This window comes from Paenibacillus pinihumi DSM 23905 = JCM 16419, from assembly GCF_000422505.1.
Classification (GTDB): Bacteria; Bacillota; Bacilli; order Paenibacillales; family Paenibacillaceae; genus Paenibacillus_D; species Paenibacillus_D pinihumi.
In genome coordinates this window covers 1,158,808-1,185,215 of record NZ_KE383864.1, presented here as the reverse complement: position 1 = coordinate 1,185,215, position 26,408 = coordinate 1,158,808, and the positions used below count along the sequence as shown (strand labels likewise).

General features: G+C 49.0%; 23 protein-coding genes. 18 read left to right on the top strand and 5 right to left on the bottom strand.

Annotated features, from left to right (window positions below; translation table 11 throughout):
• Positions 1–275: 275 nt before the first annotated feature.
• From H583_RS0119610 to ytvI, 4 genes are all read left to right on the top strand, one after another.
• Positions 276–1,733 (top strand): bifunctional metallophosphatase/5'-nucleotidase, encoded by a 1,458-nt coding sequence (locus tag H583_RS0119610; protein ID WP_028561964.1) that lies wholly within the window; start codon positions 276–278, stop codon positions 1,731–1,733.
• A 153-nt stretch (positions 1,734–1,886) separates the two neighbouring features.
• Positions 1,887–2,999 (top strand): HD-GYP domain-containing protein, encoded by a 1,113-nt coding sequence (locus tag H583_RS0119605; protein WP_028561963.1) that lies wholly within the window; start codon positions 1,887–1,889, stop codon positions 2,997–2,999.
• 327 nt (positions 3,000–3,326) lie between these two features.
• On the top strand, positions 3,327–4,463 hold the full coding sequence (gene yfkAB, locus H583_RS0119600) for a radical SAM/CxCxxxxC motif protein YfkAB (protein WP_028561962.1): 1,137 nt from the start codon (positions 3,327–3,329) through the stop codon (positions 4,461–4,463).
• A 29-nt stretch (positions 4,464–4,492) separates the two neighbouring features.
• The gene (ytvI, locus tag H583_RS0119595; protein WP_028561961.1) at positions 4,493–5,524 is read left to right on the top strand and encodes a sporulation integral membrane protein YtvI; all 1,032 of its coding nucleotides are present in this window, start codon (positions 4,493–4,495) and stop codon (positions 5,522–5,524) included.
• 422 nt (positions 5,525–5,946) lie between these two features.
• On the opposite strand, the gene H583_RS0119590 is transcribed toward ytvI, so the two are convergent.
• A complete protein-coding gene (locus H583_RS0119590) occupies positions 5,947–6,492 on the bottom strand; it encodes a GbsR/MarR family transcriptional regulator (protein ID WP_028561960.1) in 546 nt (181 codons plus the stop codon).
• Between the two features lie 243 nt (positions 6,493–6,735).
• Between H583_RS0119590 and H583_RS0119585 the strand changes: the two genes are divergently transcribed.
• The 7 genes from H583_RS0119585 (at position 6,736) to H583_RS0119560 (ending at position 12,083) form a co-directional block, all read left to right on the top strand.
• Positions 6,736–7,557 (top strand): carbohydrate ABC transporter permease, encoded by an 822-nt coding sequence (locus H583_RS0119585; RefSeq protein ID WP_081667385.1) that lies wholly within the window; start codon positions 6,736–6,738, stop codon positions 7,555–7,557.
• Positions 7,558–7,591: 34 nt separating this feature from the next.
• Entirely contained in the window at positions 7,592–8,437 is an 846-nt protein-coding gene (locus tag H583_RS0119580; protein ID WP_028561958.1) for a carbohydrate ABC transporter permease, read from the top strand.
• A 15-nt stretch (positions 8,438–8,452) separates the two neighbouring features.
• On the top strand, positions 8,453–8,605 hold the full coding sequence (locus H583_RS36705; RefSeq protein WP_154665921.1) for a hypothetical protein: 153 nt from the start codon (positions 8,453–8,455) through the stop codon (positions 8,603–8,605).
• 72 nt (positions 8,606–8,677) lie between these two features.
• Positions 8,678–10,027, top strand: a complete 1,350-nt coding sequence (locus tag H583_RS0119575; protein ID WP_051236656.1) for an extracellular solute-binding protein — start codon at positions 8,678–8,680, stop codon at positions 10,025–10,027.
• A gap of 14 nt (positions 10,028–10,041) precedes the next feature.
• Complete coding sequence (locus tag H583_RS0119570; protein WP_028561956.1) at positions 10,042–10,830, top strand: HAD family hydrolase; 789 nt, start codon at positions 10,042–10,044, stop codon at positions 10,828–10,830.
• Entirely contained in the window at positions 10,827–11,168 is a 342-nt protein-coding gene (locus H583_RS0119565) for a DMT family transporter (RefSeq protein WP_028561955.1), read from the top strand. The genes H583_RS0119570 and H583_RS0119565 overlap by 4 nt, the downstream gene beginning before the upstream one ends.
• A 69-nt stretch (positions 11,169–11,237) precedes the next feature.
• Positions 11,238–12,083 (top strand): metallophosphoesterase family protein, encoded by an 846-nt coding sequence (locus H583_RS0119560; protein ID WP_028561954.1) that lies wholly within the window; start codon positions 11,238–11,240, stop codon positions 12,081–12,083.
• 144 nt (positions 12,084–12,227) lie between these two features.
• On the opposite strand, the gene H583_RS0119555 is transcribed toward H583_RS0119560, so the two are convergent.
• The gene (locus H583_RS0119555; protein WP_028561953.1) at positions 12,228–13,967 is read right to left on the bottom strand and encodes an ABC transporter ATP-binding protein; all 1,740 of its coding nucleotides are present in this window, start codon (positions 13,965–13,967) and stop codon (positions 12,228–12,230) included.
• Between the two features lie 362 nt (positions 13,968–14,329).
• Between H583_RS0119555 and H583_RS0119550 the strand changes: the two genes are divergently transcribed.
• From H583_RS0119550 to H583_RS0119530, 5 genes are all read left to right on the top strand, one after another.
• Positions 14,330–15,784 carry an ABC transporter permease gene (locus H583_RS0119550; protein ID WP_245585942.1) on the top strand — a complete coding sequence of 485 codons (1,455 nt, stop codon included), beginning with the start codon at positions 14,330–14,332 and terminating at the stop codon, positions 15,782–15,784.
• A 13-nt stretch (positions 15,785–15,797) separates the two neighbouring features.
• Positions 15,798–17,027: an ABC transporter permease gene (locus tag H583_RS33535; protein ID WP_081667349.1), complete on the top strand. Its 1,230-nt coding sequence runs from the start codon at positions 15,798–15,800 to the stop codon at positions 17,025–17,027.
• A gap of 79 nt (positions 17,028–17,106) precedes the next feature.
• Positions 17,107–18,924, top strand: a complete 1,818-nt coding sequence (locus H583_RS0119540; protein WP_028561951.1) for an ABC transporter substrate-binding protein — start codon at positions 17,107–17,109, stop codon at positions 18,922–18,924.
• 177 nt (positions 18,925–19,101) lie between these two features.
• On the top strand, positions 19,102–19,557 hold the full coding sequence (locus H583_RS0119535; RefSeq protein ID WP_028561950.1) for a MarR family winged helix-turn-helix transcriptional regulator: 456 nt from the start codon (positions 19,102–19,104) through the stop codon (positions 19,555–19,557).
• Positions 19,558–19,561: 4 nt separating this feature from the next.
• On the top strand, positions 19,562–20,770 hold the full coding sequence (locus H583_RS0119530) for an MFS transporter (protein WP_028561949.1): 1,209 nt from the start codon (positions 19,562–19,564) through the stop codon (positions 20,768–20,770).
• A gap of 329 nt (positions 20,771–21,099) precedes the next feature.
• Here the strand turns inward: H583_RS0119530 and H583_RS0119525 are convergent, their stop codons facing one another.
• From H583_RS0119525 to H583_RS0119515, 3 genes are read right to left on the bottom strand one after another with little or no spacing between them, the layout of a single operon-like run.
• On the bottom strand, positions 21,100–21,669 hold the full coding sequence (locus H583_RS0119525; RefSeq protein ID WP_028561948.1) for a manganese catalase family protein: 570 nt from the start codon (positions 21,667–21,669) through the stop codon (positions 21,100–21,102).
• Positions 21,670–21,719: 50 nt separating this feature from the next.
• Entirely contained in the window at positions 21,720–21,983 is a 264-nt protein-coding gene (locus H583_RS0119520) for a spore coat protein CotJB (RefSeq protein WP_028561947.1), read from the bottom strand.
• On the bottom strand, positions 21,976–22,206 hold the full coding sequence (locus tag H583_RS0119515) for a spore coat associated protein CotJA (RefSeq protein WP_028561946.1): 231 nt from the start codon (positions 22,204–22,206) through the stop codon (positions 21,976–21,978). The genes H583_RS0119520 and H583_RS0119515 overlap by 8 nt, the downstream gene beginning before the upstream one ends.
• A gap of 720 nt (positions 22,207–22,926) precedes the next feature.
• Between H583_RS0119515 and H583_RS0119505 the strand changes: the two genes are divergently transcribed.
• Both H583_RS0119505 and H583_RS0119500 read left to right on the top strand, forming a co-directional pair.
• Entirely contained in the window at positions 22,927–24,744 is a 1,818-nt protein-coding gene (locus H583_RS0119505; protein ID WP_028561945.1) for a sensor histidine kinase, read from the top strand.
• Complete coding sequence (locus H583_RS0119500) at positions 24,737–26,251, top strand: response regulator transcription factor (RefSeq protein WP_028561944.1); 1,515 nt, start codon at positions 24,737–24,739, stop codon at positions 26,249–26,251. The genes H583_RS0119505 and H583_RS0119500 overlap by 8 nt, the downstream gene beginning before the upstream one ends.
• The last annotated feature ends 157 nt before the right edge of the window (positions 26,252–26,408 follow it).

The window sequence follows — 26,408 nt, the reverse complement described above, 5'->3', positions numbered from 1 at the left end:
CCCTCTCATCTCGCAAAACCGCTTATAAAAGTCAAGTATGAGCCTTCAATGAACGGGAAGCTGTGGAGACAAATTTCTTCCGCGGTTTCCTTTATTTTTTTACAGCAAATATTCGTCATGGATTGTACTGCCTTCCCGGCCCAAAACTCCTGATTACGGATAGCATGCTCGATCATAGAACCATACCCTAATCGGTGTAAAAATGGTATGCTAAAAAGGTGTGCTGCTTGATGCGGCGGTGAACAGATTCGGAAAATCAAGGGAGGGGCTTTAGCATGAGCGCAAAAGTTGAACATGCTCCGCGTGTCGTGCTGCTGCACAGCAATGATCTTCACAGCCGGTTGGAACAGGCCGCCCAAATCGCTTCTTATATTTCAGCCGAGCGCCGCTTATATGGGGACGACCGCCTGCTTGTGCTCGATTGCGGAGATCATATGGACAGAATGCGGGTAGAGACAGAAGGCAGCGACGGTCTTGTGAATATTGAACTCTTGAATGCGGCAGGCTATGCGGCTGTCACATTGGGCAATAATGAAGGCTTGACGTATTCCCGTGAAGAGCTGGTCTCTGCGTACCAGGGACATGCGAAATTTCCGGTGATATGCGCCAATATGCTGGATTTAAATACAGGGGAGCGGCCGGAATGGCTGCTGCCTTCTTATATAATGGTCAAGAATGGAATTAGAATCGGGGTTACCGCTGCTACTGCGGCATTTGCCGATTTTTACTGTCTGTTGGGCTGGGAGGCTACGGACCCGTTTGAGGCACTGCGCCAGCAGGTGACGGAATTAAGGGAGCAGGCAGATGTCGTGATTGTAATGTCCCATCTCGGCCTGCCCTCGGATGAGCGGATTGCTGCCGAAATTCCGGGCGTCGATCTGATTTTGGGTGCCCATACCCATCATCTGCTTCTGGAGCCGCTTGTAAGAGGGACGACGACCATATGCGCGGCTGGCAAGTTCGGCGAATATTTGGGCCGGGTAGAGCTCGATCTGGACCGGGATACCGGCCGCCCTGTCATTCGTGGAGGTTGTGTAGCGATGGCTGCGGAGGAGCAGGAGGAGAGAGCAACTGCAATTATTCGCAGCTTTCTTGATGCCGGCTGCAGACGGCTTAACCGTGAGATCGTGGCGCTTGACCTTCCTCTGCCCGCAGGAAATGATACGGATGCCCCGCTGGCAAATCTGCTTGCAGCCGGGCTGCGGCAGTGGACAGGTGCGGATATTGGTCTGGTCAATACAGGACAGCTCCTGGGGGGGCTTGCATCAGGGCGTGTAACGTCGGGACAGTTGCATGCATTATGCCCGTCACCCATTAATCCTTGCCTAATGCAGCTTAATGGAACGGATTTGCTTCAGGCTCTGGAGGAGTCTTTACTGGAAGAATTCCGGAGCAAGCCGATCAAGGGCTTCGGATTTCGCGGGGAGGTGCTGGGGGCTCTTGCAGTGGATGGCCTTCATATTGTCTATGATTTGAGCCGCCCTCCCTATGCCAGAATCATAGAGGCTTCACTTGGGGACAAGGCGCTAGAGCCGGATAGCTGCTATTCGGTCGGTACGATTGATATGTTTACGTTCGGGGTCGGATATCTCAGCTTGAAGAACGGCACCGGACTTCGTTATTTCTTACCGGAGTTCATTCGCGATCTTTTGGCTTCCCAGTTGCAAAAGGAAAACGAGCGACAGCAATGCTTTGTGAACAGATGGTCTCGTATTCCTATTCATAATGAATGATGACAGTGTGTCGAAATTCACTTATTTTCTCTATACTTGTCGAAAATTCCCGTTTTTTAAGTTGCTCTTTTCTTGAAAATATCTTACATTAACATTACGAGAATATAAGAGTTCAGGATCGAAGCAAATAGCAGACGGGCAGGGGTCGATAGTATGCGTTTAGTGCCCATTACTTTGTGCCGTCCGGGGATGCGGCTGGGGAAGCGAATCCTTTCAGAGGACGGGATTGTTTTACTTGGGGAGCATGTCGAATTAACAGAGAAGCTGATTTTTCGTCTTGGCCAATGTGGAATTAATTTTGTATATATTGAGGACTCGCTTACTTCGGACCTTGTAATCCCCGAGCTGATCAGCGATGAGACGCGCATTCGGGCGCTGGAGAAGATTCGTACCACTTTTAAGGATATGATGAATGCCCCCAAGCTGCGCGGAGGTGTCACCTATCCTTATATCGCCAAGCAGTTCAAGCAGGTGCTGGCAATGGTCATGGATGAGATTGGCACCCATAAGGATGCGATGATCATGCTGATGAATATTGGTGTGGTTGACTCGTATTTGTTCCAGCATTCACTAAATGTATGTATTTATACGACGCTGCTTGGTATGGCTCATGGCTACAAGCATGAGGAACTGATGACACTGGGCCTTGGAGCGCTGCTGCATGATGTGGGCAAGACCCAGGTCCCTTCCTCGATATTATTCAAGCCCGGCGGCTTGACGGAGCAGGAGTTCGCAGAGATGAAGCGTCACACGGAGCACGGGTTCCAACTGCTCAAGGATGAGCCCAACATTCCGCTGATTGTGGCGCATTGTGCCTACCAGCACCATGAACGGCTCGATGGGAGCGGCTATCCGCGCGGTATCCGTGGCCACGAAATTCATGAGTATGCCAAATGGATCGGTCTTGTCGATTCTTATGACGCAATGACGACCTCGCGGGTCTACCGTGCCCCGATGCTGCCGCATCAGGCGATTGAAGAGCTCTATGTAGGGACAGGAACCTTGTATGAGCAAAGTATGGTGCAGCTGTTCCGGGACAAGGTCGTGATTTATCCGGTTGGCCTGATGGTGCAGTTGAACACGGGGGATAGCGGGGTAGTGGTTGATACGAATGCGACCTATCCGCACCGGCCGATTATCCGGGCGCTATACAACGAGGCCGGGGAGACACTGTCGGTCCCTTATGAGATCGACTTGTCGATACATCTGAGCACGATGATCGTCAAGGTCAATTTTAGTGATGCCGGAATGCCGGCAGAAGTGTAGGGAATTGAGGTACATGTTTCCTGTCTGCAAATGGCCGTGAGCCTGTTTTCTTCGATAACCCCACCTCCAAAACATGTTTATCCAGCCTGAAACGCTTCTATTGCTGCTTGCTGCTGCCAATATCCTGGAATCGGCGTCGTCCATTTTGGGGTAGAGTCAAGTATGCGGAAGGGTATGTCATGTCCTAAAAAGTAGCAGCTAGCTGCTCTTCTGTAAATGCCTGCTGCGGGCATTGAGGGGCGGAGGCTGCTTTTTGCTGATTGCAAGACACTGCGCTGTTCATTACAATAATAAAGTATGGTTACCAACTAAAAGGTGTTGATATAGATGAATAGTTTGACCCGCAATAAACAACCGAAACATCCGCTCGTTCTGTCTCCTTCCACAGATCCGTGGGACCCGATTCATTCCATGCAGCGTCACGGGCGCCATCGTCTGACCAGTGTCGAGATGACTGTCTCGAATCTGTGCAATATGCGTTGTGAGCACTGTGCGGTAGGAGATACACTCGTCTACAATGAGCCCGGCAAGCTTCCGGTTACACAAATGCTGCACAGACTGGAGGAAATCGATAACCTTCAAACGATCTCCATTACAGGCGGCGAGCCGTCCTTCTCCGCCCAGACCGTGCGTGATTATATTGTTCCGATCCTGCGCTATGCGAAGGAGAGAGGGCTAAAGTCGCAGATGAATTCCAACCTGACGCTTGATTATGAGCGGTATGAAATTCTGTTGCCATATTTGGACGTCATGCACATATCCTTTAACTATAGGGATGTCCACGATTTTCTTGAAATCGGCTTTGCCAAAGCCCGGCACAAGATGCCTGTCGCCGCAGCAGCCAAGCTGTATGACCGGATGATTGAGAATTCACAGCGGCTAAGCAGCAACGGAATGCTGATTTCAGCAGAATCGATGATTAACTACCGCACTCATCAGCATATTGATACGATCCATAAGCTCATTCTGGAGATGGGCTGCCAGCGCCATGAGGTTCATCCGATGTATCCGAGCGCCTTCGCAGCCGATTTGCCGATGCTGTCCAAGGAAGAGATGCGGCTGGCGATTGAGCGTCTGCTGGATCATCGTGATCCGGATGTATGGATGCTGTTCGGGACATTGCCGTTCTTTGCCTGCAGTGAGAATGAGGCGGAGCGCAAGCTGCTGGCCCGTCTTCGCCAGGAGCACAATGTGACGGTACGCAATGACCCCGATGGACGGAACCGGCTCAATGTCAATCTGTTTACCGGAGACGTATTCGTCACGGATTTCTCCGATGTGCCGGCCTTCGGCAACATTAAGGATGACCGGCTGAGCGATGTCTTCGACCGTTGGCTCGACCATCCGCTTGCGCGCAGCGTGGATTGCAGCTGCCCTGCAGCAGGGTGCTGCGGACCGAATTTGCTGGTGAAGGATATGTACTACAAGGACACCGACTTTACTACACGCCGCGCTGTACTCTAAGAACAGCCGAAGGGAGGCGAAGCACTCCGATGTCGGTCCGTGCGATTGTATCTATGGCGGTAGGACTGGCGCTGCTTTACTTGCTGTTTACAGCAGGAGCGCCTTTTCTGCTGGCCCTGGTTGTCGCAATATTTATGGAGCCGCTGATTTTGATGCTGATGCGGTCATTCCGGCTCCCCAGATTTATCGCCGCTACACTGACCAGCACAGTATTTACCGTTGTTCTGATCGGTCTGATGGTCCTGCTTGGTGTGAAGGTAGTAGCCGAGCTTATCGATTTCTGGAATAAGGTTCCCCAGTATGTAGGAGATGCCAATCTGTTTGTGCAGGACACGATAGCAGACATCGAGCTTTATTACACAAGTTTGTCTTCAGATACCAAGTCCCAGCTTCAAAATTGGATATCCACCTTTTCCAACTCCATTTCATCGCTTGTAACGAGCATATCCACTTCTTTTGTTACTTTTGCAAAAGGGATACCCGGCCTGTTTATTTTCTTCATCGTGTTTCTTGTAGCCGTATATTTGTTCAGCTACAGCCTGCATACGCTCAAGGACACTTTCCTCACACTATTTGAATCCAAATCCCGTCAACAAGTTGATAATGTATTGTCCAGCCTGCGCCGTTCCATTTTCGGATTTCTTCGTTCCCAGCTAATTCTAAGCCTAATGACTTACGTTATTACCCTTGTAGGGCTGTTATTTCTTGATTTAAAATATCCGCTTGCCATTGCATTACTCATAGTATGCGTTGATCTGCTGCCCATATTGGGTACAGGCGCTATTCTCATTCCATGGGCTGCTTACTTGCTGGGTACAGGGGATACCTATACCGGTGCGGGGTTGGTGGTGTTATTCCTGCTCATCACGATTTTCCGGCGCGTCGTGGAGCCGAAAATACTTGGTGATGCCGTCGGCATCGGTGCGCTGTCCGCGCTTATCAGCCTGTATGTCGGCTTTAAGCTGGTAGGCGTTATCGGGGTGTTTCTCGGACCGATGGTGGTCATTATTTACACCGCGGCGCGTGAGGCCGGATTGTTGCAGACGAAGATCAAGCTTTAAGTTTAAGATAGCGGCAGACGGGCATATGGCAAGATGGGCTATAGAGCTGTTCTTAAGACATATACAGTTTTGTTTTGAAGGTTAGAGTAAAGGTGTGAAGATCTTTTGCATCCTGTCATACATAGCGTAATGACCCGCAAGGGGACTGGTACTGTCCAGTGTCCCCCTTGCGGGTCATTTTGTTTGTAAACGGATTGTTTTACAGTATGCAATGTCTATTTTTGAAGTAGCTTGAACGATCAACGTAGCAGTGGCGGAGGGATAAAGGGGTTCTGGAGAAACGTAGTGCTTGCCTTTAAAGGATGATTTCCTACAAATAAAGTGTAATAAGGGGGAAATCGTTCTTTAACAGCAATCGGAGGAACCCCTTTATCCCGCAGCTTCACCCAAATGAGCTTTATCCGCAAGCGCCAAAATAGCTTTTAAACCGGAAAATAATCATCCGCCCGCAACTTATCCACAAACTGCTGAAGCCAGGCATAATACTCCATCGCATGGTTCAGCTTCTCCAGATCGCCTGCGATCCGCATCTGTTCTTCCTCAGACAAATCAGGAGATTCAAGCATTGCCTTCAGCTCAGGGAAGGCCTTCTCAATTGCGGCCGTCATCACATCAACCTCCCGCTGCAGCTTCATCGTGAAGAAGCTTTTGAAGGTCTGGAAGAAGTTCGTCTCCGCCTTGTATAGGTCCTTGCGTTCCTGTTTCTCATCGAGCTTGCTGACCATGCCCGAAGCGATAAGCGAGCGTACACCATAGCTCATATTGCTTTTGCTCATATTCATATATTGCGTCATATCTTCAAGTGTCATCGGTTGATCCTCGAAAAACATAATGCCATAAAGCTGGCCGAAGGAATAATTGGCACCGTACAGGTCCATCGTTTGGGCAATCGCGTCAATGACTTGGCGCAGCGCAAGCTCGCGCGGAGACAAGTCCGGGTTATTTTCACCAAAGGCTGCTTGTTTCACAGATTCACCGCATTTCAATAGATTTCAATGTTCAGTGTACTACTATTCCAAGCGAAAAGCTTCGTTCCTGCCTTGCCTTAAAAATTTTACAAAAGTCGTAAATCCATTTTACGTTGCTTTAACCAAACGGCGCAAAGTTTAATGTACAATTTTTTTTGAACAGAACATTGGAAGGGGCGTGCAACATTGAAGGGTTCGACATGGGTACGCGAGCTGAAGCCGCTGCTCTTTACACTGCCCGCAATGATCCCATTCGCGATTTTTTGGATGGGGCCACTGATTTACGTTTTTTATCTAAGTTTTACTGAATGGGATTTTATGAGTCCGGATAAGGTGTTTGTCGGGCTGGACAATTACCGCTATTTATTTGAAAATCCGGCTTTTTACAAAGCACTTGGCGTAACCCTGCTTTTCTGTATTGGAACAGTTGTGCCGGTCATCTTCATCGGGCTTGGACTGGCGCTTCTGCTGAATACGAGGATGAGAGGAAGAGGCTTTTACCAGGCACTGCTGTTCTCGCCTTGGGTGACACCGACGGTTGCGATTTCTATCGTATGGTCGTGGATTTTCGAGCCGGAAGCCGGACTTGCCAACTATATTCTTAAGCTGGTTGGATTGCCGGAACTGGGATGGTTAAAAGATCCGCAATGGGCACTGGCCGGCGTCCTGATCGTAACCGCCTGGAAACTGGTAGGCTGGGCGATGATCTTCTACATGGTGGCACTGCGCAATGTACCGCAGGACCTGATGGAGGCGGCCGACCTGGATGGCGCGAACCGGTTCCAGCGCTTTATGCGGGTGACCTTGCCGCTGATCTCGCCGACGACGCTGTTCCTGTTCGTTGTACTGCTAATCCAGTCGTTGCAGGCTTATGACCAGATTAACGTACTGACCCAGGGAGGACCGTCAGGCTCAACCCGGACGCTGTTGTACATGTATTACCAGTCGGCCTTTGAGTCATTCAATATCGGTGAGGCCTCATCTGTGGCGACCATCCTGATTATTATCTGCATGCTGTTCTCCTTGCTGACGCTTACGGCAAGCAGAAAGACGACACACTACTAATTTCAATGAAGCGATGAAAGGGGAGCAATCCGATTTGGCTTCCAACACGAGACCGCTGGGCCGGTTCATCAAACACTTGTTGTTTGCAGCCGTATCCTTGCTGATGGCTTTTCCATTCTACTGGATGGTTACTAGCGCACTTAAAACAAATGACGAGATCTGGCGCTCACCGCCAACTTTATGGCCGGAAGTTCCGCTGTGGAGCAACTTTGCCGATGCCTGGGCTTCCGCACCTTTTTGGAAATACATGGGCAACAGTATATTTGTCGGCTGCGTTATTGTACTGATTCAAATTTTTAACTCGGGCATGATGGCTTACGCCCTAGCACATATGAAATTCAGGCTTAAAGGGGCGTTATCCGCGCTCGTTCTGCTCGGATATATGGTTCCGAATACGGCGGTATATTTGCCGGGGTATATCGTATTGTCCAAGCTTCAGCTGCTGGATTCCTATACCGGTCTGATCATTTCCAACTGTGTGAGTGTGTTTTCAATCTTCCTGATTCGGCAAGCCTTCCTGCAGGTTCCCCATGAGCTTGTGGAAGCCGGACAAATTGACGGGGCATCGCATATGCGCATTCTCTGGACGATTATTGCTCCGATTGCAAGGTCTTCGTTTGCAGTGCTGGCCCTTATTACGTTCATCGACCAATACAACAATTATTTCTGGCCGATGCTCATAACGAAGAATCCGGATTTGCAGCTTGTGTCAGCCGGTCTTCGAAGCTTTTTCGTTGAAGGAGGTGCTTACGGGTTAAAATGGCCGCTCATCATGGCTGCCAGCGCGTTCACCATCGCACCGCTTTTGTTCGTCTTTTTGTTCACGCAGAAAACCATTATGCAAAGCGTTAATATGACAGCAGGCTCTCAAAAGGGCTAAAAGAAAGGCTCAATTATGGAATTCGACAAAAGGGCTGGCGGAGAAATGAATGGTTCTGAAGAAACACAGTGGTTGCCTTTAAAGAATAATTTCCCACCTCTTTCTTTTTCAATTACAAGAAATCATTCTTTAACAGCAATCGGAAGAACCTTTCATTTTGCAGCTTAGCTCGATTTAGCACCAGATTTCATATTGAGCTAAAAAAAGAACCGACATATAACGGAAATGGGGAGAAAAAGCATGTTGAAAATGAAAAAATGGTGGGCAATGACCACGCTGTGCAGTCTGATGTTCCTGGCAGCGTGTGGCGGCAATACAGGGGCGGGCAAGTCCGGAGCAGAAGCACCATCCAACAGCGGACAGCCTGTCAAGCAAGAGACGCCGGCAAGCAAAGATCCTGTAACGATTGAATTCTGGTATGGACTTGGCGGCAAGCTGGGCGAGAATATGGCGAAAACCATTGATAAATTCAACGCTTCCCAGAACGAAGTTATCGTAAAGGGAATCGTGCAAGGCGATTATTCAGAGACAGAGAAAAAGCTGCAAGCAGCGATTGCATCCGGACAAGCTCCGGCAGCTGTTCTGTCCTCCAATATGGACTGGGCGCGCAAGGGCTATTATGCACCGCTCGATGAGCTGATCAAGAATGACCCGGATTTCAAGAGCGAAGACTTCGTTCAAACATTTCTGAACCAGGGTAAAGTAGACGGCGTTCAATACTTCCTGCCGATGTACGGTACAACTCAGGTCATGTACTACCGGAAGGATGCGCTTCAAGGGCAGAACATCGATCCTGCTTCCTTGACAACATGGGAGAAGCTGGCAGATGCGGCTGCGAAGATGGCGAAGAAGGAAGGCGGCAAAACAACATTCTTCGGCTGGGAGCCAATGTGGGGCAAGGACAACATGATGGATGCCGTATTCAGCAAAGGCGGCAAGGTGCTGAGCGAGGACGGCAAGCAGGTTCTGATCGATTCTCCGGAATGGGTAGACACTTGGGAGCAATTCCGTAAATGGATTCATGAAGATAAAATCATGCGCATTCACTCCGGAGGCCAAGGGTGGGAGTACTGGTACAAAACAATTGATGATGTCATGAAGGGCCAAGCTGCAGGCTACACAGGCTCAAGCGGTGACCAGGGTGATCTGGACTTTACGATTCTTGGTGCGATGGAGCAGCCGGGCTGGGAAGGTAAAGGCGAAGGCAAACCGGTTGCAGAAGCAATCATGGCAGGTATTCCCGCGAAAGCAAGCAAGGAACAACAGGAAGCGGCATATAAATGGTTTACCTTCTTCAGCAAAGCGGAGAACACAGCTAAATGGTCAATGGATAACGGCTATATTGCGGTTCGTCAATCCGCACTTGAAGATCCTGAATTCAAAAAATTCAGTGAATCCAATCCGCAAATCAGTGTTCCGCTTCGCCAGGCATCCCATGGCTCCGAGCCATTCCGTGACCCGACCGGCGGTAAAATCAACGATGCTCTGAAAATTGCGGCTGACAAAGTACAAATCGAAAATATTCCGGCTGCTGAAGCACTTAAAGCGGCGAAGGAGATTGCACAAAGAGAACTGGATAAATTGAAATAGGGGTGAATGGCGCAATGCCAGAGCTGAGAATTGGTACCGGCCGCTATAAGGTCGACGGCATATTGCTGGATAAAGACGGGACGCTGCTTGATTTTATGTCACTATGGGGGAACTGGAGCCTGGGAATTATTAAAAGGTTTGCTACAGCCCTCGAGCTGCGGGGATTGTCCCTTCCCCGGGAGCTCGCTCCTTCCCTGTGGGGCCTTATTCAAGACTCCCGGGGTCAAGCGGCCGATTATGACCGCAACGGACCACTGGCGATGGGAACGCTGGATGATCTGCTCGCACTGCTTGCTTGGCAGGGATATACGCAAGGCTTGTCTTGGGCAGAGGCCAGAGAGCTGGCTCATGCCTGCCGGGTATCTGCTGACGAGATGCTGGAGCGCGAGCGGCCGGTATTAACGATTCCAGGCGTGGTCGGTTTTCTGGAGCAGTGCCGCAAGCTGAGGGTTCCGCTTGCGGTAGTCACTGCAGACGAGACGGAGGCTGCCGAGCGGCATCTGGAATGGCTGGGCATTCGTGATTACTTCGCTGTTGTTCTCGGAACAGATAAGGCACAGCGGGGCAAGCCGTTCCCTGATCTGGCTCTCCTCGCTTGCAGTGAGCTGGGAATTGCGCCTTCACGGACCGCCGTTATCGGCGATACGAATGGCGATATGATTATGGCCAAGGCTGCCGGGGCGGCTGCCGCCATCGGGATCGATACTTCCGGAGATGCCGTTTTGATGAGCCGCAATTTGCAGGATGCCGATGTGATTGTGCATTCCTATGAGGAAATGGGATTCGGAGGTATGGAACGATGAAGGATGGATCCGGCTGGGGCTGGCTGTTTTTGATCCTGGCAATCGGATTCGAACTGTCCGGTACCCTTTCCATGAAGCTGTCCCAGGGCTTCGCGAAATTATGGCCGTCCATTCTTATGTTCGTCTGCTATGGAATCAGCTTTACATCGCTTAATTTTGCTTTAAATTCGTTCAAAATAAGCGTTGCCTATGCGATATGGTCAGGAGCGGGGATCATTCTCATTACAGTGGCGGGCGTTGTTTTCTTCTCGGAGCGGCTGTCACTGGCCTCGTTCCTGTGGATTGCGGTTATCGTCGCTGGTGTTGTGGGATTAAACATGAGCGCCAAGGTTCACTGACGGGCACGCACAATTTAGCCGTTAACTTGGGTGGAAATAAGTCACATAGAGAGAGGAGCCAACACATAAATGGCAACAGACCAGCCTATTATTTCGTTTCAGGTCATCACCGATACGCATGTGACAACAGATCCGGGGCATGTGCATAACGTTAATTTTGACCGTGCGCTCAAGGACATTACCCGGCATGCGGACAATAGCTGCGGCATCATGCACGCCGGAGATATCACAGATCATGGAGACCCGGAGGAGTACCGGGAACTGCACCGGATTATCGGGGAGAACCGGGAGGGGCTGCCGGAAATCCGCTTTACGCTTGGCAATCACGATGTCGGGCTGGGGGATTGGAAGGCGCGTTCCTCGCTGTACTATGAAAATTCCGGGACAAGAAGCCCCTATCATGACCATTGGCTTGGCGGCTACCATTTTATCTTTCTCGGGACGGAGCAGGGGCTTAGGCTGCATTGTGATTTGTCTCCGGTACAGCTTCAATGGCTGGAGGAAAAATTGGCTGAGCAGGCAGCTGCTGACAAGCCGATCTTCCTCTTCCTTCATCAACCGCTCAAGAATACCGTGGCTGGTTCTATGGAGGAGCAGGAGTGGTATGGTGTTGTGCAGGATGAGGAGCTGGGCCATATTCTATCCCGTTATCCGCAGGCGATTCTCTTCACCGGTCATACGCACTGGGAACTGGAAGCCAAGGCGGTCATGTTCGACGGTGGCGAGCAAATGGCGACTTGCTTCAATGCGGCTTCTACGGCTTATTTGTGGACGGATGAAGACGAGCACAAGGACGGCAGCCAGGGCTTTTATGTCGAAGTGTATGCAGACCGTGTGCTTGTAAAAGGCAGAGATTTCGCCGCAGGCAAATGGGTAGAAGCAGCACAATTTGTTGTTCCATTGAAGAAACATTAATTTCAAAATAGTCAAAGCGCCCGTCTTCTTGAATGGAAGAGGGGCGCTTGTTTATGCTTTAATGAGGTTTTTATGAGTTCTAAAGCCTATTTATGGTAATAATTGCTTAAATTTATTAGAAGAACTGTATTTAGTATTGCAGGTTCAGCTGACAGGCAGGGCCACCCAGTGTCCCCGGGATACCTCGACCAGCTCCGAGTTTTCTACCTGATATTTATCTCCGTCCGAGAAGTCCTTGAGTGGCGCTCTCATCCGCTTGGACTCGATCTTTGGATCAGGTACCGGAATAGCAGCGAGCAAAGACTTCGTATATGCATGCTGCGGATTGGTGTACAATTCCTCGCTCTCGGCAAGCTCGACGATTTTGCCCATATACATGACGGCAACCCGGTCGCTAATATGCTTCACCATGGACAGGTCATGGGCAATGAACAGGTATGTCAGGCCAAGCCGCTGCTGCAACTCTTCCAGCAGCGTGACGATCTGGGACTGGATCGAGACATCCAGCGCGGACAGCGGCTCGTCACAGACAATAAATTTGGGCTCCACTGCAAGCGCACGGGCGATTCCGATTCTCTGGCGCTGTCCGCCGGAGAATTCATGCGGATAACGCAGGGCAAATGCCGGATCAAGTCCGACCATATCGAGCAGTTCTTCTACACGCTTGAGCCGCTCACTGCTGCTGCCCGTCAGCCTGTGCAAATCGAGGGCTTCCCCGATAATATCCACCACTTTGAGGCGGGGATTAAGAGAGGCGTACGGGTCCTGGAAAATCATCTGCATATGGCGCCGCATAACCTTCATCTCGGAAGAGGTCAGACGGTTTACCGCCATGCCCTGATACAGCACTTCACCGCCTGTCGGCTGGTGCAGACGCAGAATGGCGCGCCCGGTTGTTGATTTGCCGCTGCCGGATTCACCGACTACCCCAAGCGTCTCGCCCTCTTTAATCTGAAAGCTGATATTATTGACAGCCTTGAGCACATTTCCTTTGCCCAAATCGAAATACTGCTTCAAAGATTTGACTTCAACCAGAGGACGTGAAGTATCGCGTCCGGCCAGTATAGGAGATACTGGCTTGGTCTTTTTCTTCTCATCCAGGCGCGGCAAAGCATTCAGCAGCTTGATGGTGTACGGATGGCGGGGATTATCGAATATCTCTTCGGTTGTCCCGCTCTCGACGATCTCGCCGCTCTTCATTACAGCTACCCGGTCACACATTCCTGCCACAACGCCAAGATCATGCGTGATCAGAATAATGGAGGTGCCAAAGCGCTCCTGAATATTTTTCATCAAATTCAAAATTTGCGCCTGAATGGTGACATCGAGCGCTGTTGTGGGCTCATCAGCGATCAGGAGCGCAGGACGGCAGGCCAGGGCAATGGCAATCATCGCCCGTTGGCGCATGCCGCCGGAAAACTCATGAGGGTACTGATTGTATCTCGTCTCGCTATTGCGAATACCGACCAGCTTCAGCATTTCAAGCGCTTCTTTCTTGGCTTCCTTGCGTGAAAGCTTTTGGTGCTTGATCAAACCTTCGGCGATCTGCTCTCCGATCTTGATGGTCGGATTTAGCGATGTCATCGGATCTTGGAAGATCATGCCGATATCCCGTCCGCGAATGCTCTCCATCTCCTTCTCGGAATAAGAGGCAAGATTGCGGCCGAGGAATAGAACCTCGCCATTCTTCATATGGGAAGGAGGAGAAGGAAGCAGCCGCATGATCGAGCGTGCGGTCACGCTCTTGCCGCTGCCGGATTCTCCTACAATCCCAAGCGTCTCACCTTTGCCGACCTCAAAGCTTATACCCCGGACGGCTTCGGTCTCACGTTCTCCGCTCAAGAAGGAGACGGTCAAATTTTTAACCTGCAATATGGTTTCCATCTGTTACACCTGCCAGTTTTGCGAGTTTGCTTCAATCTAAGCTATATAAGTTAAACGAATGAATGTCGCGTAGGGCCGCCGTGTGAAAGGTTCTTTCGACCGCTGTTGTTCCCGAATTTCTTGAATGAACGACAGGTAAGGGGGAAATCCGGGAACAAAGGCGAACGCTTCGCTTCTCCAGAATCCTTTCACACTCTGGCTATTCGACCTTCGTTTCTTTTTTCAACTTATATAGCTGTCCAAATCTATTACATCTATCACTCTATTTTTTATAGTAGCTTGACAGAAAATTTATACTAAAATAAAATATACTATATTCATCGGAATAATGCAATTTGATCATCGAGGGGGCAAAGAACGTTGTGGACGCGGCACGGATAACCAGAGATCAACGCGGAGATACATCATTTAGCGGTATCCTTAGCAGCGCATTTGCCAAAATACTGATAAATCCGTCTTATCGGATTGTTGTACTGGCATTAGGAGCTCCGGTTACTATTTTTGTATATTTGTATTACCTCTTAAACAAGAGCAAGGACTCTTATTATGCTCTATTAGAGGAGACGCGCGATCAATTATTGCAGGCGGGCCTGCTTGACAGGCTGAAGGAAGAAATTCGCCAGCAATTACTTTATAAATACAGTTTCTTCGGACAGAAGGTCAGCCAGAGAGAACTTGAACGTCAAATTGAGAAATTGGCGGATATTCGTTTTCGCGAGGCAGTAGAAGAGGAAACGTCGCGAAAGCTTCAGACAGGCCGGAAGCAGAAGCTTACATTCACGACGGCATTTCAATCGTTGATGGAACAGCGGATGTTCCTGTTGCTTTCCTTTGTGCCCGGACTCTTGATGTATCTTTTAATTTTACTCTATAGTAACCCGTATTTGAAATATATTTTTGAAAGATTTGTGATGAGTTTATTCGTTATTTTCGGTGTTTCGGTTCTGGTCTTCACTATATTGTATCTGTCGCCCATGAATCCGGCTGCGAATATTCTTGGAGAAACAGCAACGGAGGAACAAATCGCCAATTTTAACCATGTGTATGGGCTGGACCAGCCTTATCTTGTTCAGCTTTGGAACAGCATCAAAGGCATTGCCACATTTGATTTGGGCAAATCCTTTGCAGGCAATGAACAGGTGACGGATACCATTGCCCGCAAATTTCCGATCACGCTGACGCTGACGCTGATTTCTTTGATTCTGGCAATTATCATTGCCATTCCGGTCGGGATTATTTCAGCTACCAAGCGCAATTCCTTGTGGGATTATACATTTATGTTTATCGCACTGATCGGTCTGTCCATTCCAAGCTTCTGGCAGGGTCTGATCTTTATCTTGAATTTTTCCATCAAGCTGCATTGGCTTCCGGCTACATTCAATCCGCAGAACTGGCTGTCCATTATTATGCCGACGATTGTGCTGGGCACAACCCTTACAGCGGCAGTAGCCAGAATGACGCGTTCCTCCATGCTGGAAGTCATAAATGAAGATTATATGATTACTGCCAAGGCCAAAGGTCTCAGCAGACGCCATGTGCTGATGAAGCATGCGGTGCGCAATGCCATTATTCCAATCATTACGGTAATCGGTCTGCAATTTGGCGGTATGCTGGGCGGGTCGGCTGTGACGGAAAAGGTGTTCAATATTAGCGGTCTCGGCAGCTACATTATCGACAAGCAGTTTATCCCGGACATTCCGAGCATTATGGGGGGCGTTATTTATACGGCCATTACTATATCGCTGGTCAATGTCATCATTGACGTGCTGTACGCCTTCTTTGATCCGAGAATACGGACCAAGATGAAACAATATTAAAGCAGGTGCAACTATGACTGAAACCCGTATACAACCGTCCGGAAAATCCGCAAGCCCCGGCTTCTCTGCGCCTCTTGTGAAGAAGCAGCGGAATCCGGAGTCCGTTCTGGCTTTCTATATGCTGCTTAACGGCATTCTTGTTATTGCCGTGTCGGCTCTTAACTTGTTCAAGCCTTATGTAGCGGATACCTTTTTGGCATCGATGTTTGGCTTGACGCTTATTTCATTGTTCCATCTGATTATTCTGCTGCCAGTCATCCGGTATACGAAGCGGGGAGGGAAGGCTCCATGGGTGCCATGGCTAGCCGGATTGCTCATTGCAACTGCTGTCACAGGCAATCTTTTTGCCCTGCTGCTTGGACTCAATCTTCTGGTCAAACATCGCGGTCAAGACAGTCTGGCCGCCAACCGCTGGGCGGATGTCTGGGCCAAGCTTACCCGTAGCACCATGCCGATGGTCGGGCTTGCATTTATTGTGTTTCTGTTTTCTGTCTCGATTTGCAGCTTCTTTACCTTTGATTATGCCATGGCGACAGAGAACAACTACGGAGCGATTCTCCAGAATCCGAGTCTGGCCTATCCGCTCGGAACGGATAATTTTGGCCGCTGCCTGTTCTCACGCATTATTTTCGGGGCCCGCATTTCATTGATTGTCGGATTTTTCTCTACGCTCCTGCCAGTTGTTATCGGCGGGCTGCTGGGAGCCATCTCCGGCTACTATGGACGGCGGACAGACAACATCATCATGCGGCTGCTGGATATTTTGTACGCGATCCCCGGCATTCTGCTGGCGATTGCGATTATTGCCGCTTTTGGTGCAAACACCGTAAATCTGATCATCGCGCTTGGTGTTGGTGCGATACCGACCTTTGCCAGAACGATGCGGGCGAACGTGCTGCTGGTCTCCACATTTGAATATGTAGAGGCTGCGCGTGCACTGGGAGCCAAGGATTCAACGATTCTCATGAAGCATATTATCCCCAACTCCCTTGCTCCCATGATCGTCAAGTCTACTTTGACGATTGGTGCGGCAGTCATTTCTACTAGCAGCCTGAGCTTCCTCGGACTGGGCGTAGAGCCGCATATTCCGGAGTGGGGCAATATTTTGAAGTTGGGAAGCGCCTATCTGGAGTCTCACTCCTATCTGGCTGTTTATCCGGGCCTGGCGATTATCGCCCTCGTTCTGTCCTTTAATTTTCTGGGTGACGGGATACGGGATGCGCTCGATCCGAAAGTGAACTAACCGTTTTTTGAAGGAAAGTTAGTCTGCGTTTTTCGTTCGCGGAAAACGACTATATATATAATAAGTGGAGGGAAACAACATGAAGAAACGCACCTTATTTACACTTTTGCTTGCATTTGTAGTCGTACTTAGCGGATGCTCCGTGAAGACGAAATCCGAGACGGATGTGAAGGTGGATACAAACGTAAATACCAACATCGAGACGCCGGTCAACATTGAGCTGCTCGGCATGAGCGCCAACGAGTCCGATATTAATATCGTACGTGACCAACTGACTAAAAACGGCTTCAATGTCAAGCTGAACATTCAGCCTGATTACAGCACCTTCAAAGCTCAGCAGGACGCAGGCAACTACGACATTTCTCTGTCCGGCTGGACGACTGTTACCGGTAACCCTGACTATGCCGTAAGATCGCTGTTCAAAACAGGCGGCGACTACAGCATCCTGGCGGATTCCGAAATCGATGCACTAATCGAAAAAGCGGCTACAGAAACGAAAGAGCAGTATACCGAAACATACAAGCAGCTTGAACAGCGTCTTGTATTTGACAAAGCATACATTGCTCCGCTTTATATTTCGTTGAAGAGCCAAGCAATCAACAAAGATATTTTGAACCCGGATTCTGTAAGACTGTCCAAATCCCGCGCATTGGCTTGGGAAAGTATTGACTTCAATGATGCGTCCAAGCGTGATAAAGATCCGTTGATCCTGACACAGAGCGCATCCGTCCTGACTTCACTTGACCCGATCAAGGGCAATGACGGTTCGATCAACCAACTGAACACGAATATTTATGTTCGCCTGATCAATCTGACGGATGATGACGTGATTACATCCGACGGTTCCCTGTCTTACAACCATACAATTGCAGAAGGCAATTCAGAATACTATTTCATTTTGCGTGATGATATCAACTTTGCAAAAATCGAAAACAAAAAAGCAGTTGACACTGGAGAGCGTGTAGGGGCGGATGACGTTATCTTCTCCCTGGACCGTGCGAAGGACAGAAACTCCGTACCGGATCACCGCACTTACAGCCTGCATGAGCATATCAAAACTGTAGAAGCTGTAACAGATCTCTCCGTGCTGGAGAACCAGAAGACAGCTGCTGGTGATAAAAGCTTAAAAGACGCGCTGGAAGCCGGACTGCAAACCAAGATTCAATCTCTGGTAGCAGACAAGAAACAAGCGGACAGCAAATCCGGTAAATATCAGGTTATCAAGCTGACAACAACTGAGCCATTCCCGCAAGTGCTGAACTATTTGGCTCACCAGTCCGCAGGTATCGTGTCCAAGAAGCAGGTAGAGAGCATCAATACGTATGATGTAGCCAAATTCGACGTGAACAAAGATATCCCTTATGGTGACCAAAATACAGTTACAGAAGGCAACAAATACAACAACACACTGTATGCCAGCGGTCCTTATATTTTGTCATCCAAAAATGACTACGAAGGAACATTCTACAAAAACCCGGGCTATCGCACAGGATCTGAATTCGAGCCAAAAATCTCGACTGTAAAAGTCCGCTTTATCGCGGATGCTGACAGTGCGCTGTCTGCGCTGCGCAGCAGTGAAATTCACCTGTATTACGGGTTGCCGGAAACCAAATATGATATTATCAACAGCGACAGCAAGCTGAAGCTGCAAACAATCGAAAGCAATGCGGTGTCCTATCTGCTCTTTAACACGGCTAATAGAGATGTAGCCAAGAGCGAAAACCTGCGTAAAGCGGTTCTGTACTCCGTAAATCAGGATGAAATTCTGCAGTTCTATAAAAACAATAAAATTAAAGCTGTATCCACTGTAAGCCCGATCGTGAAAACAGGCAATGAACTGGTAGCTGATCCTGCTAAAGCCAAGGAATTCCTGAACGCTTACAGAGCGGAAAAATAAAATTGGATTAACATTGAAGCAACCCCGCTGTCTCCTGACGAGGCAGTGGGGTTGCTTTTTTGTGAAGCGATGCTTTTGTCTGTCAAAGGGATACAAAGCCGTATAAACTTGTGATTGACGATATAAGTTGCCTAACTTATAATTGCGTAAGCAACTAATTGTAAGGAAGTGAATACAATGCGTCATCATGAATTGGACCATTCGATCGGATTTCTGCTTGGAATTGCGGAGCGCAGATTAATTCAGCTTTTTACGATGAGAATGAAACAATACGACTTGTTCCCTGAGCAGTGGGCTGTGCTTCACCGGATTCGACAGAAGGATGGCATGATTCAGAAGGAAATTGGTGAGAAGTCTCAAAAAGACAAACCGACGACAACAAGAATTTTGGATGCCTTGGAAGCCAAGGGATTCATTACGAAGAAGCCCGGTCTGAATGACCGCAGGTCCTTTCAAGTTTATATTACAGATTCAGGCATTGAAGCAGCAGATGCGATCAGGCCGATTGAGCAGAAGGTCATTTCCGATGTAACCAATGTACTTAGTGACTTCGAGTATGAGCAGCTGGCAGCGATGCTGACGAAGCTGGGCAAGAATGCAGCTGAATGGATTGAGAAGGAAAAGGAGCAGTAGCAGCATGGACACACATCAAGACAAACTTTGGACCAAATCATTCATTACGTTAACCGTTGGTTATTTGTTATTGTTTCTCAGCATGCAAATGCTGCTGTCGCCATTCCCCACCTATGTCAAGGAGCAGTTCCATCCCGGGAATTTTGCGCTCAGCCTCGTAACGAGCATGTTCGCATTATCCTCGATTGCGACCCGGTTCGCGACGGCAGCTTTGCTAAAGTATATACACAGGAATACGTTGCTGTTTTTCGGTCTTATACTCGCAGCAGTGACGACCTTCCTTTATCCTTTCGCGACCTCCATGACACAGCTTCTAATTTTGCGTGTTATTTTCGGGGTAGGCTTCGGAATGACCAGCACGGTATTGCCGACACTCGTCTCCCAGACTATTCCGCATAACCGGATGGGAGAGGGTATCGGTTATTTTGGCCTATCGACCAGTATTGCGATGTCTGTCGGTCCTACAGTCGGGCTGGCTGTTATCAAGGATTACGGGTTCATGAACTTATCGATACTCGGGACAGTTACGGCATTTGCAATTATTCCGCTGCTTCTGTTCACCCGCAGCATACCGCAGCCGCCAGCGGGATCGTCAGCATCATCAGGGCGCCGTGTTCCGGGCTCTGCCAAGCATATGATTGGTCGGATTATCGTTCCGGCATTGCTTACGGTGCTAATGTCCGTAACCTACGGCGGACTGCTCGGATTTATTGCGTTGTATGGGCAGGAGAAGCATTTTGATCATATCGGATTGTTCTTTTTATTTATCGCTTGTACAATTCTGATTATCCGTCCGATCTCCGGTAAACTCTTTGACCGTAAAGGGCCGGCACTTGTTATTATCCCTGGCGCATTGGTTACGATCGCGAGCATGCTGCTGCTATCGTATGCGGATTCCATGGTTATGGTTATTCTGGCTGCGATGCTGTACGGCTTGGGCTATGGCACTATTCAGCCAACGGCGCAGGCATGGATGCTTCAGGAAGTATCGCCGGATCAGCACAGTACAGCGAATAGCCTGTACTATAATGCGATTGACTTCGGGGTAGCAGGCGGGTCGATGCTGCTGGGCGTGATTGCCTCTGCGACCAGCTTTGCCGTTATGTACCGTTATTCTGCGGGAGTTATGGTGATCTTCCTGGTGCTGTTTTTTGTTCAGCAGCGGATGGGGCGCAGAACGATCAAGGCAAATGCTAAAGCTATTGGTTCGTAATTACCGTATCAAACGAGTCTATACAGAGTTGAACAACTAACTATTGTTGTAACCAGAGCAATAACCAAGTCGATATCAAGACAAAATCAAGGAGCGACTTTGGTGGCAGGCAGCCGTGTGATGCCGCTCGCTGTTGTTCCCGGATTTCCTGAATTGACCTGTGTAAGGTGGAAACCCGGGAACAATAGGCGAACGCTTCGCTTCTACAGAATCATTTCACACTCTTGCCTGTGCTGCTTGGGTGCTTGGTTCAACGAAAACAACACTACCGAATCCGCATCAGTAAAACCGAGCCGCAGACGTTGTAAAGTCTGCGGCTCGGCCTTTGTTTAATAATATGTTTTTTCCTCGCGTTTTTCCTTGATGATCTCCACGGCTTCCCGGAATCTGAGGGCATGGATAATTTCCCGTTCCCGAAGAAATTTCAACCCGTCCTGAAGGTCGACGTCATCGGTCATATCGATGAGCCACTGGTAGGTGGCGCGAGCTTTTTCCTCGGCGGCAATGTCCTCGTACAGATCAGCCAGCGGATCACCCTTGGCAGCAATATAGGATGCAGTCCACGGAACTCCGGCTGCATTTTCATAGAACAATGCACCGTCATGGTTGGCGAAGTGCGCTCCCAACCCCGCTTCCTCAAGCTGCTGTGGTGTCGCATCCTTGGTTAGCTTGTAGACCATTGTGGCAATCATTTCCAGGTGGGCAAACTCCTCCGTTCCGATATCTGTTAGTAATCCGATCACTTTATCCGGAATTGAGTAGCGCTGATTCAAATACCGGAGCGCAGCAGCAAGCTCGCCATCGGCCCCACCATATTGCTCCATCAAAAACTTGGCCATGCGCGGGTCGCATTTGCTAACCCTCACCGGGTATTGAAGCTTTTTGTCATAGATCCACATGTCGTCGCCTCCAACTAGCGGCTGCTTGCTCCGCTTAAATTAGGTTTGTATTAGACCTGCCACGGCCAGGGTGTCTGTGACCACTGCCACGGATACCGGGAGTAGCTGTGCCCGTACTGAAGCAGCGGGCCGTATTCCATCTCGAAATTGTAAGCGGCTTGCTGCCGTTGCTGTGCAGTCTTGTTAAACTGCTGGAGCGCCTGCATGTCATTGGGGTGGGTGTCCAGGTAAAGCGTCAGCTCGACAAGCACAAAATCAAGCTGCTGAAGCTCCTCCAGCTTTCTGTAATAGTCCTCTGTTAGCACTTCACTCATCTGTAACCACCTCGCCTCTGCGCTTCGAAGTGTAGTTACTGTACAAGGATGGCCACAGGGTGCCGAGCCGCAGCGCCTCAGCAGGCGAAAATTGCGGCAGATTCATCGGCTGAAACGTAATAAATTGATTCGGGGGCACGACATATGTCTTGACCCGTACAGGCGGACAAGGGTCGAACGGCCCGATGAACGGATGCCACTCCCTTACCTGATTATCCTCCACAAGACTCTCCTCCTCTTCGGATGTCCCTTCCAAAGACACATTTATAGCCCAGTATATGACAGATGCCTATCCATATTGCCTAAATTTTTGGGGGGATTTAGCGGAAGATTGAATGTGAGAGAATACATGCCTGAAGGTTTTGTAAAACGTTTCCCTAAACTAAATAGATCGATATTACAGGACTTGTAGTTAAATGATTAAAGGAGAGAATAGAATATGAGTGGCATTTTTTTGATTAAAATAAGAATTACATTTAGTTCTAGTTATTTTTATATTACGGATATCGGTACCAAAGATTTCGATCCTATAGTCGTAATAACATAATTTCTTTAATTTTATAAATATGGATTGACAGGAGGCATGGGCGGAGAGATAAGGGTTCTGTAAAAACAAAGTATGTGCCTTTAAAGATTGATTTCTTACCTAACTCCAATTTCATTAAGAGAGAAATCAGTCTTTAACAATATAAAAATTCTGCCTTTATAATTGCAGCACTCCTTATATTTCTAAGCGCAACGATTTTTCCGCTACCAATGGCTGCTCCAATCGTTTACGCTTGGCAATCGGAAGAACCCTCCATCTCGCAGCCGCACAAACGATCTGCCAATCTTCCTCTCCCACTTGTATCCCCAATCCAGACTGAAGTATTATTAACTATTGTAATTAACGATTCGTGCGGCACGCACACCAAGGATCAGGCAAGGGAAAGGAATCAATGCGGTGAAGCTGAAGAACCTGTACACCAACTATGTGAAAAACAATCTGTTCATGAAGATGATTCTGATGTTCGCCCTCATAACGACGGTGACGCTGGTGACCTTCTCATACTTTATGTTCAATGTCATGTCCGGCTCGATCGTGCGCAATGAGCTGGAGAACCAGAAAAAAGCCATGGAGAGCGTCAACAGCTACATGAACCGCAAATATGAAGCAGTAGAGACCATTATGCTGGACGTATACCGGAATGCCTCGTTGTCCCTGCATTTAGCATACTTTTTGCAGCATCCCTTCGAGGACTTTATGAAATATCAGCTCGACCAGTATGCAGATGATACCAGCGGCTACTTGCCCAGGGGGCTGGACTACTTTCAGAGCAAGCTCGACAGTGACGTGGATATCGAGAATTTGCTGCTGTACAGCTCGGAGAAGCAGTTCTTGTTTGCCTACCGGCAGGACAAAGTGAACCGGCTGATTGACACCAATGCTTCACGTTCGTATATTCCGGATTCCATGGCCTTGGCCAGTGCTATTGCTTCTGTGCCAAGTCCATGGGTGCGCCATGCCATCGATCAGTATGATCCCAGGCTGTATTCGATACGTGTACCAGTTACGGACAAGAATACGCTAAAGAATCTCGGGCAGCTTCTTGTTTACTATAATTCGGACGGTGTTCAAAAGGCTTTGGAGAGCTATGATGGACAGCTTAAGGGTTATATTCTCGTGTTGGGGCCGCAAGGAGAAGTGCTGTTTGACTCGTCCGGCCAGTATTACGGAGCACGTTATCCGTATGCGGACAAAATCGATTCCCTGTTTAACATGGAGATGCTGGATCAGGAGTCGTATGTGACGACGCTTACGCAAAATCAGGCGGGGTATTTGGTCGTAGGCGTTGCACCTAAAGCAGAGATTGCCGAGGCTTATCGCGGATTAAGAAATACGATCATTTTAATAAGTGCGATTTGTATTATTCTTGTGCTGCTGGTACCGACGCTGGTCGTGAGCAACTATGCCAAGCGCACCAACAAGATTATCCGCTTCATGCGCAAGGTGGAAAGCGGGGACTTGTCTGCGCGGATTCAGGACGACAAGGGAGACGAGCTTGGGCAAATCTCCAGAAGCTTCAATGATATGCTCGGGGAGCTGACCCGTCATATCGACAGGGTCTATAAGGCGGAGATCCAGCAGAAGCATACCGAACTTTCAGCCCTGCAAGCCCGGGTCAATCCGCATTTTCTGTACAATACGCTGGAGGTCATCCGCATGAGGGCCGTATCTCAGGGAGCCAAGGATGTCGGCGAAATGATCTACAGCCTGTCGGTCCTGTTCAAGAGTTTCGTGCAGCCCAAAGGTGAAAATACATTAAAGGACGAGTTAGAGACCTCGCGTCTGTATCTGGAATTGTTCCGCATTCGCTACAAGGACAAGTTGTCTTATGAAATCCACTGTGATAAACAACTGGAACGCACAAAAGTGATGCGCATGGCGCTGCAGCCGCTCATTGAAAACTATGTCGTACACGGCCTTCAGCCCCATAGAACGGACAACCATATTCAAATTCATGTCAGCCAGTCGGAAGGACGAATTCGTATCGAGGTGAAGGATAACGGCAAGGGAATTGAGCCGGAGCGTCTGAATTCAATCCGCCAATCGCTGGACGCGCAGGAGGAGAACGGTGAATCTTTCGGATTAAGAAGCGTGCATGAGCGGTTAAAGCTGCTTTACGGCAGTGAATTTGGGATTCAAATTACAAGCACGCAAGACGCGGGTACAACCGTTGTTCTCGAATTTCCCGAGAAGGAGGATATGCAGCATGTATAGAGTATTCATTGTGGATGACGAGCCGTTTATTATCGAGGGCTTGTACGATATCATTGATTGGGCGGAATATGGTCTGGAAATTGTCGGCTCGGCAGAGAACGGGTATGATGCGCTGGCAGCGCTTATGGAAGCATCGGCTGATATATTGCTCACCGACATATCGATGCCGAAGATGGATGGTTTGACCTTGATTAGTGAAGCCCGAAAGTTCCGTCCTGATTTGAAAGTCATTATTTTGAGCGGCTATAATGACTTCGAATATATCAAGTCCGGGCTGAAGCTCGGTGTCGAAAATTATTTGCTGAAGCCCATAAACATCGATGAGCTTCAGGAGACACTGGCCAACACCATTGACAAGCTGAATACTGTCAGGCCGGACCGGCTGTTCAGTGATTATGATATTCGTATTTTGAGGGATAATATATTATATCGCTGGCTGACTGGCCGCATAGCACCCAATGAGCTGAACGAAAGGACGGATATGCTTGATATCCGGCTGGACGCGCCTTATATCGTGACCGCCATCATACGTACAGAGAACCAGTTCGAGCCATCTTATGAGGCTGCACAGCGACTGGCTGTTCAGGATCCCTCGATGCTGCCGTTTGTCGATATTGACGGTGATTTGGTCATCGTATTTATGCTGGAGGACCGTGAGTCAGGCAAGAAAAAGGCACTGAGCACACTGGACAGCGTGCAGAAGCGGCTGGCTGCTAGCCCGATGCGGATTTCCATCGGGAGCGTGGAGGCCATGGGAGAAGGCGCGCCGCAGAGCTACACCCACGCCAAGAAGGCGCAAGAATACTTCCTGCTCCAGGATGATCATGCCATCTTGGATTATGATGTGCTGGCGGAGAAAAATGCCATTGATACCTCACAATCATTGGACTGGTCATCCTATTCGAGGCACATTAAGGCCAAAGAACTGGACCTGCTGCTGGAGACAATTGATATGGAATTCGAGCGAGCCCAGACGATGGAGGGCGTTACGCCCGCCTATATTCAGAGCATGGCGATCGAGATGATGATCCGCTTCAAGATGGAGCTGAAGGAAATCAAGCAGACGGATCAGCCGGAGCTGTTTGAGGCGGGGTTTATGCAAATCATGAATGCCGAGACAATTGAAGCGCTGGCATCTGTTGTCAAGGAGGCGGCGAGACTGGCTGTCGATTCTCTGATGCGGGATGTGAAGAGCCCGATTATCCAGCTGCTGCTCAATTACGTTCATGAACATTATGCCCAGCCGTTATCGCTCAAATCATTAAGCCAACAGTACAATATTCATCCGGTCTACCTTGGTCATCTTTTCCAGAAGGAGACGAACGAGACATTCACTGAATATATCAACAAGTACCGGATCGGCAAGGCGAAGGAAATGCTGAAGGAAACCCAACTTAAAGTGCAGGAAATTGCCGTACAGGTCGGCTACTGGGAAACGGGATATTTTTACAAGCAATTTAAGAAATATGTGGGGATTTCTCCCACAGATTACAAAGGACTGCTCTAATGAATATAGGGGGCGGTTCTTTTTTCTTTAATTTGTACACCATAGCTTTAATTTGTTCCCTATTTGAAAATCGTTACATCCGGTATTTTTAATGTAGTCCTAAAACGCAGTGCGCTTTTTAAAGAAAGCGCATGCTTGAGGAATAAAGCAAAGCAAA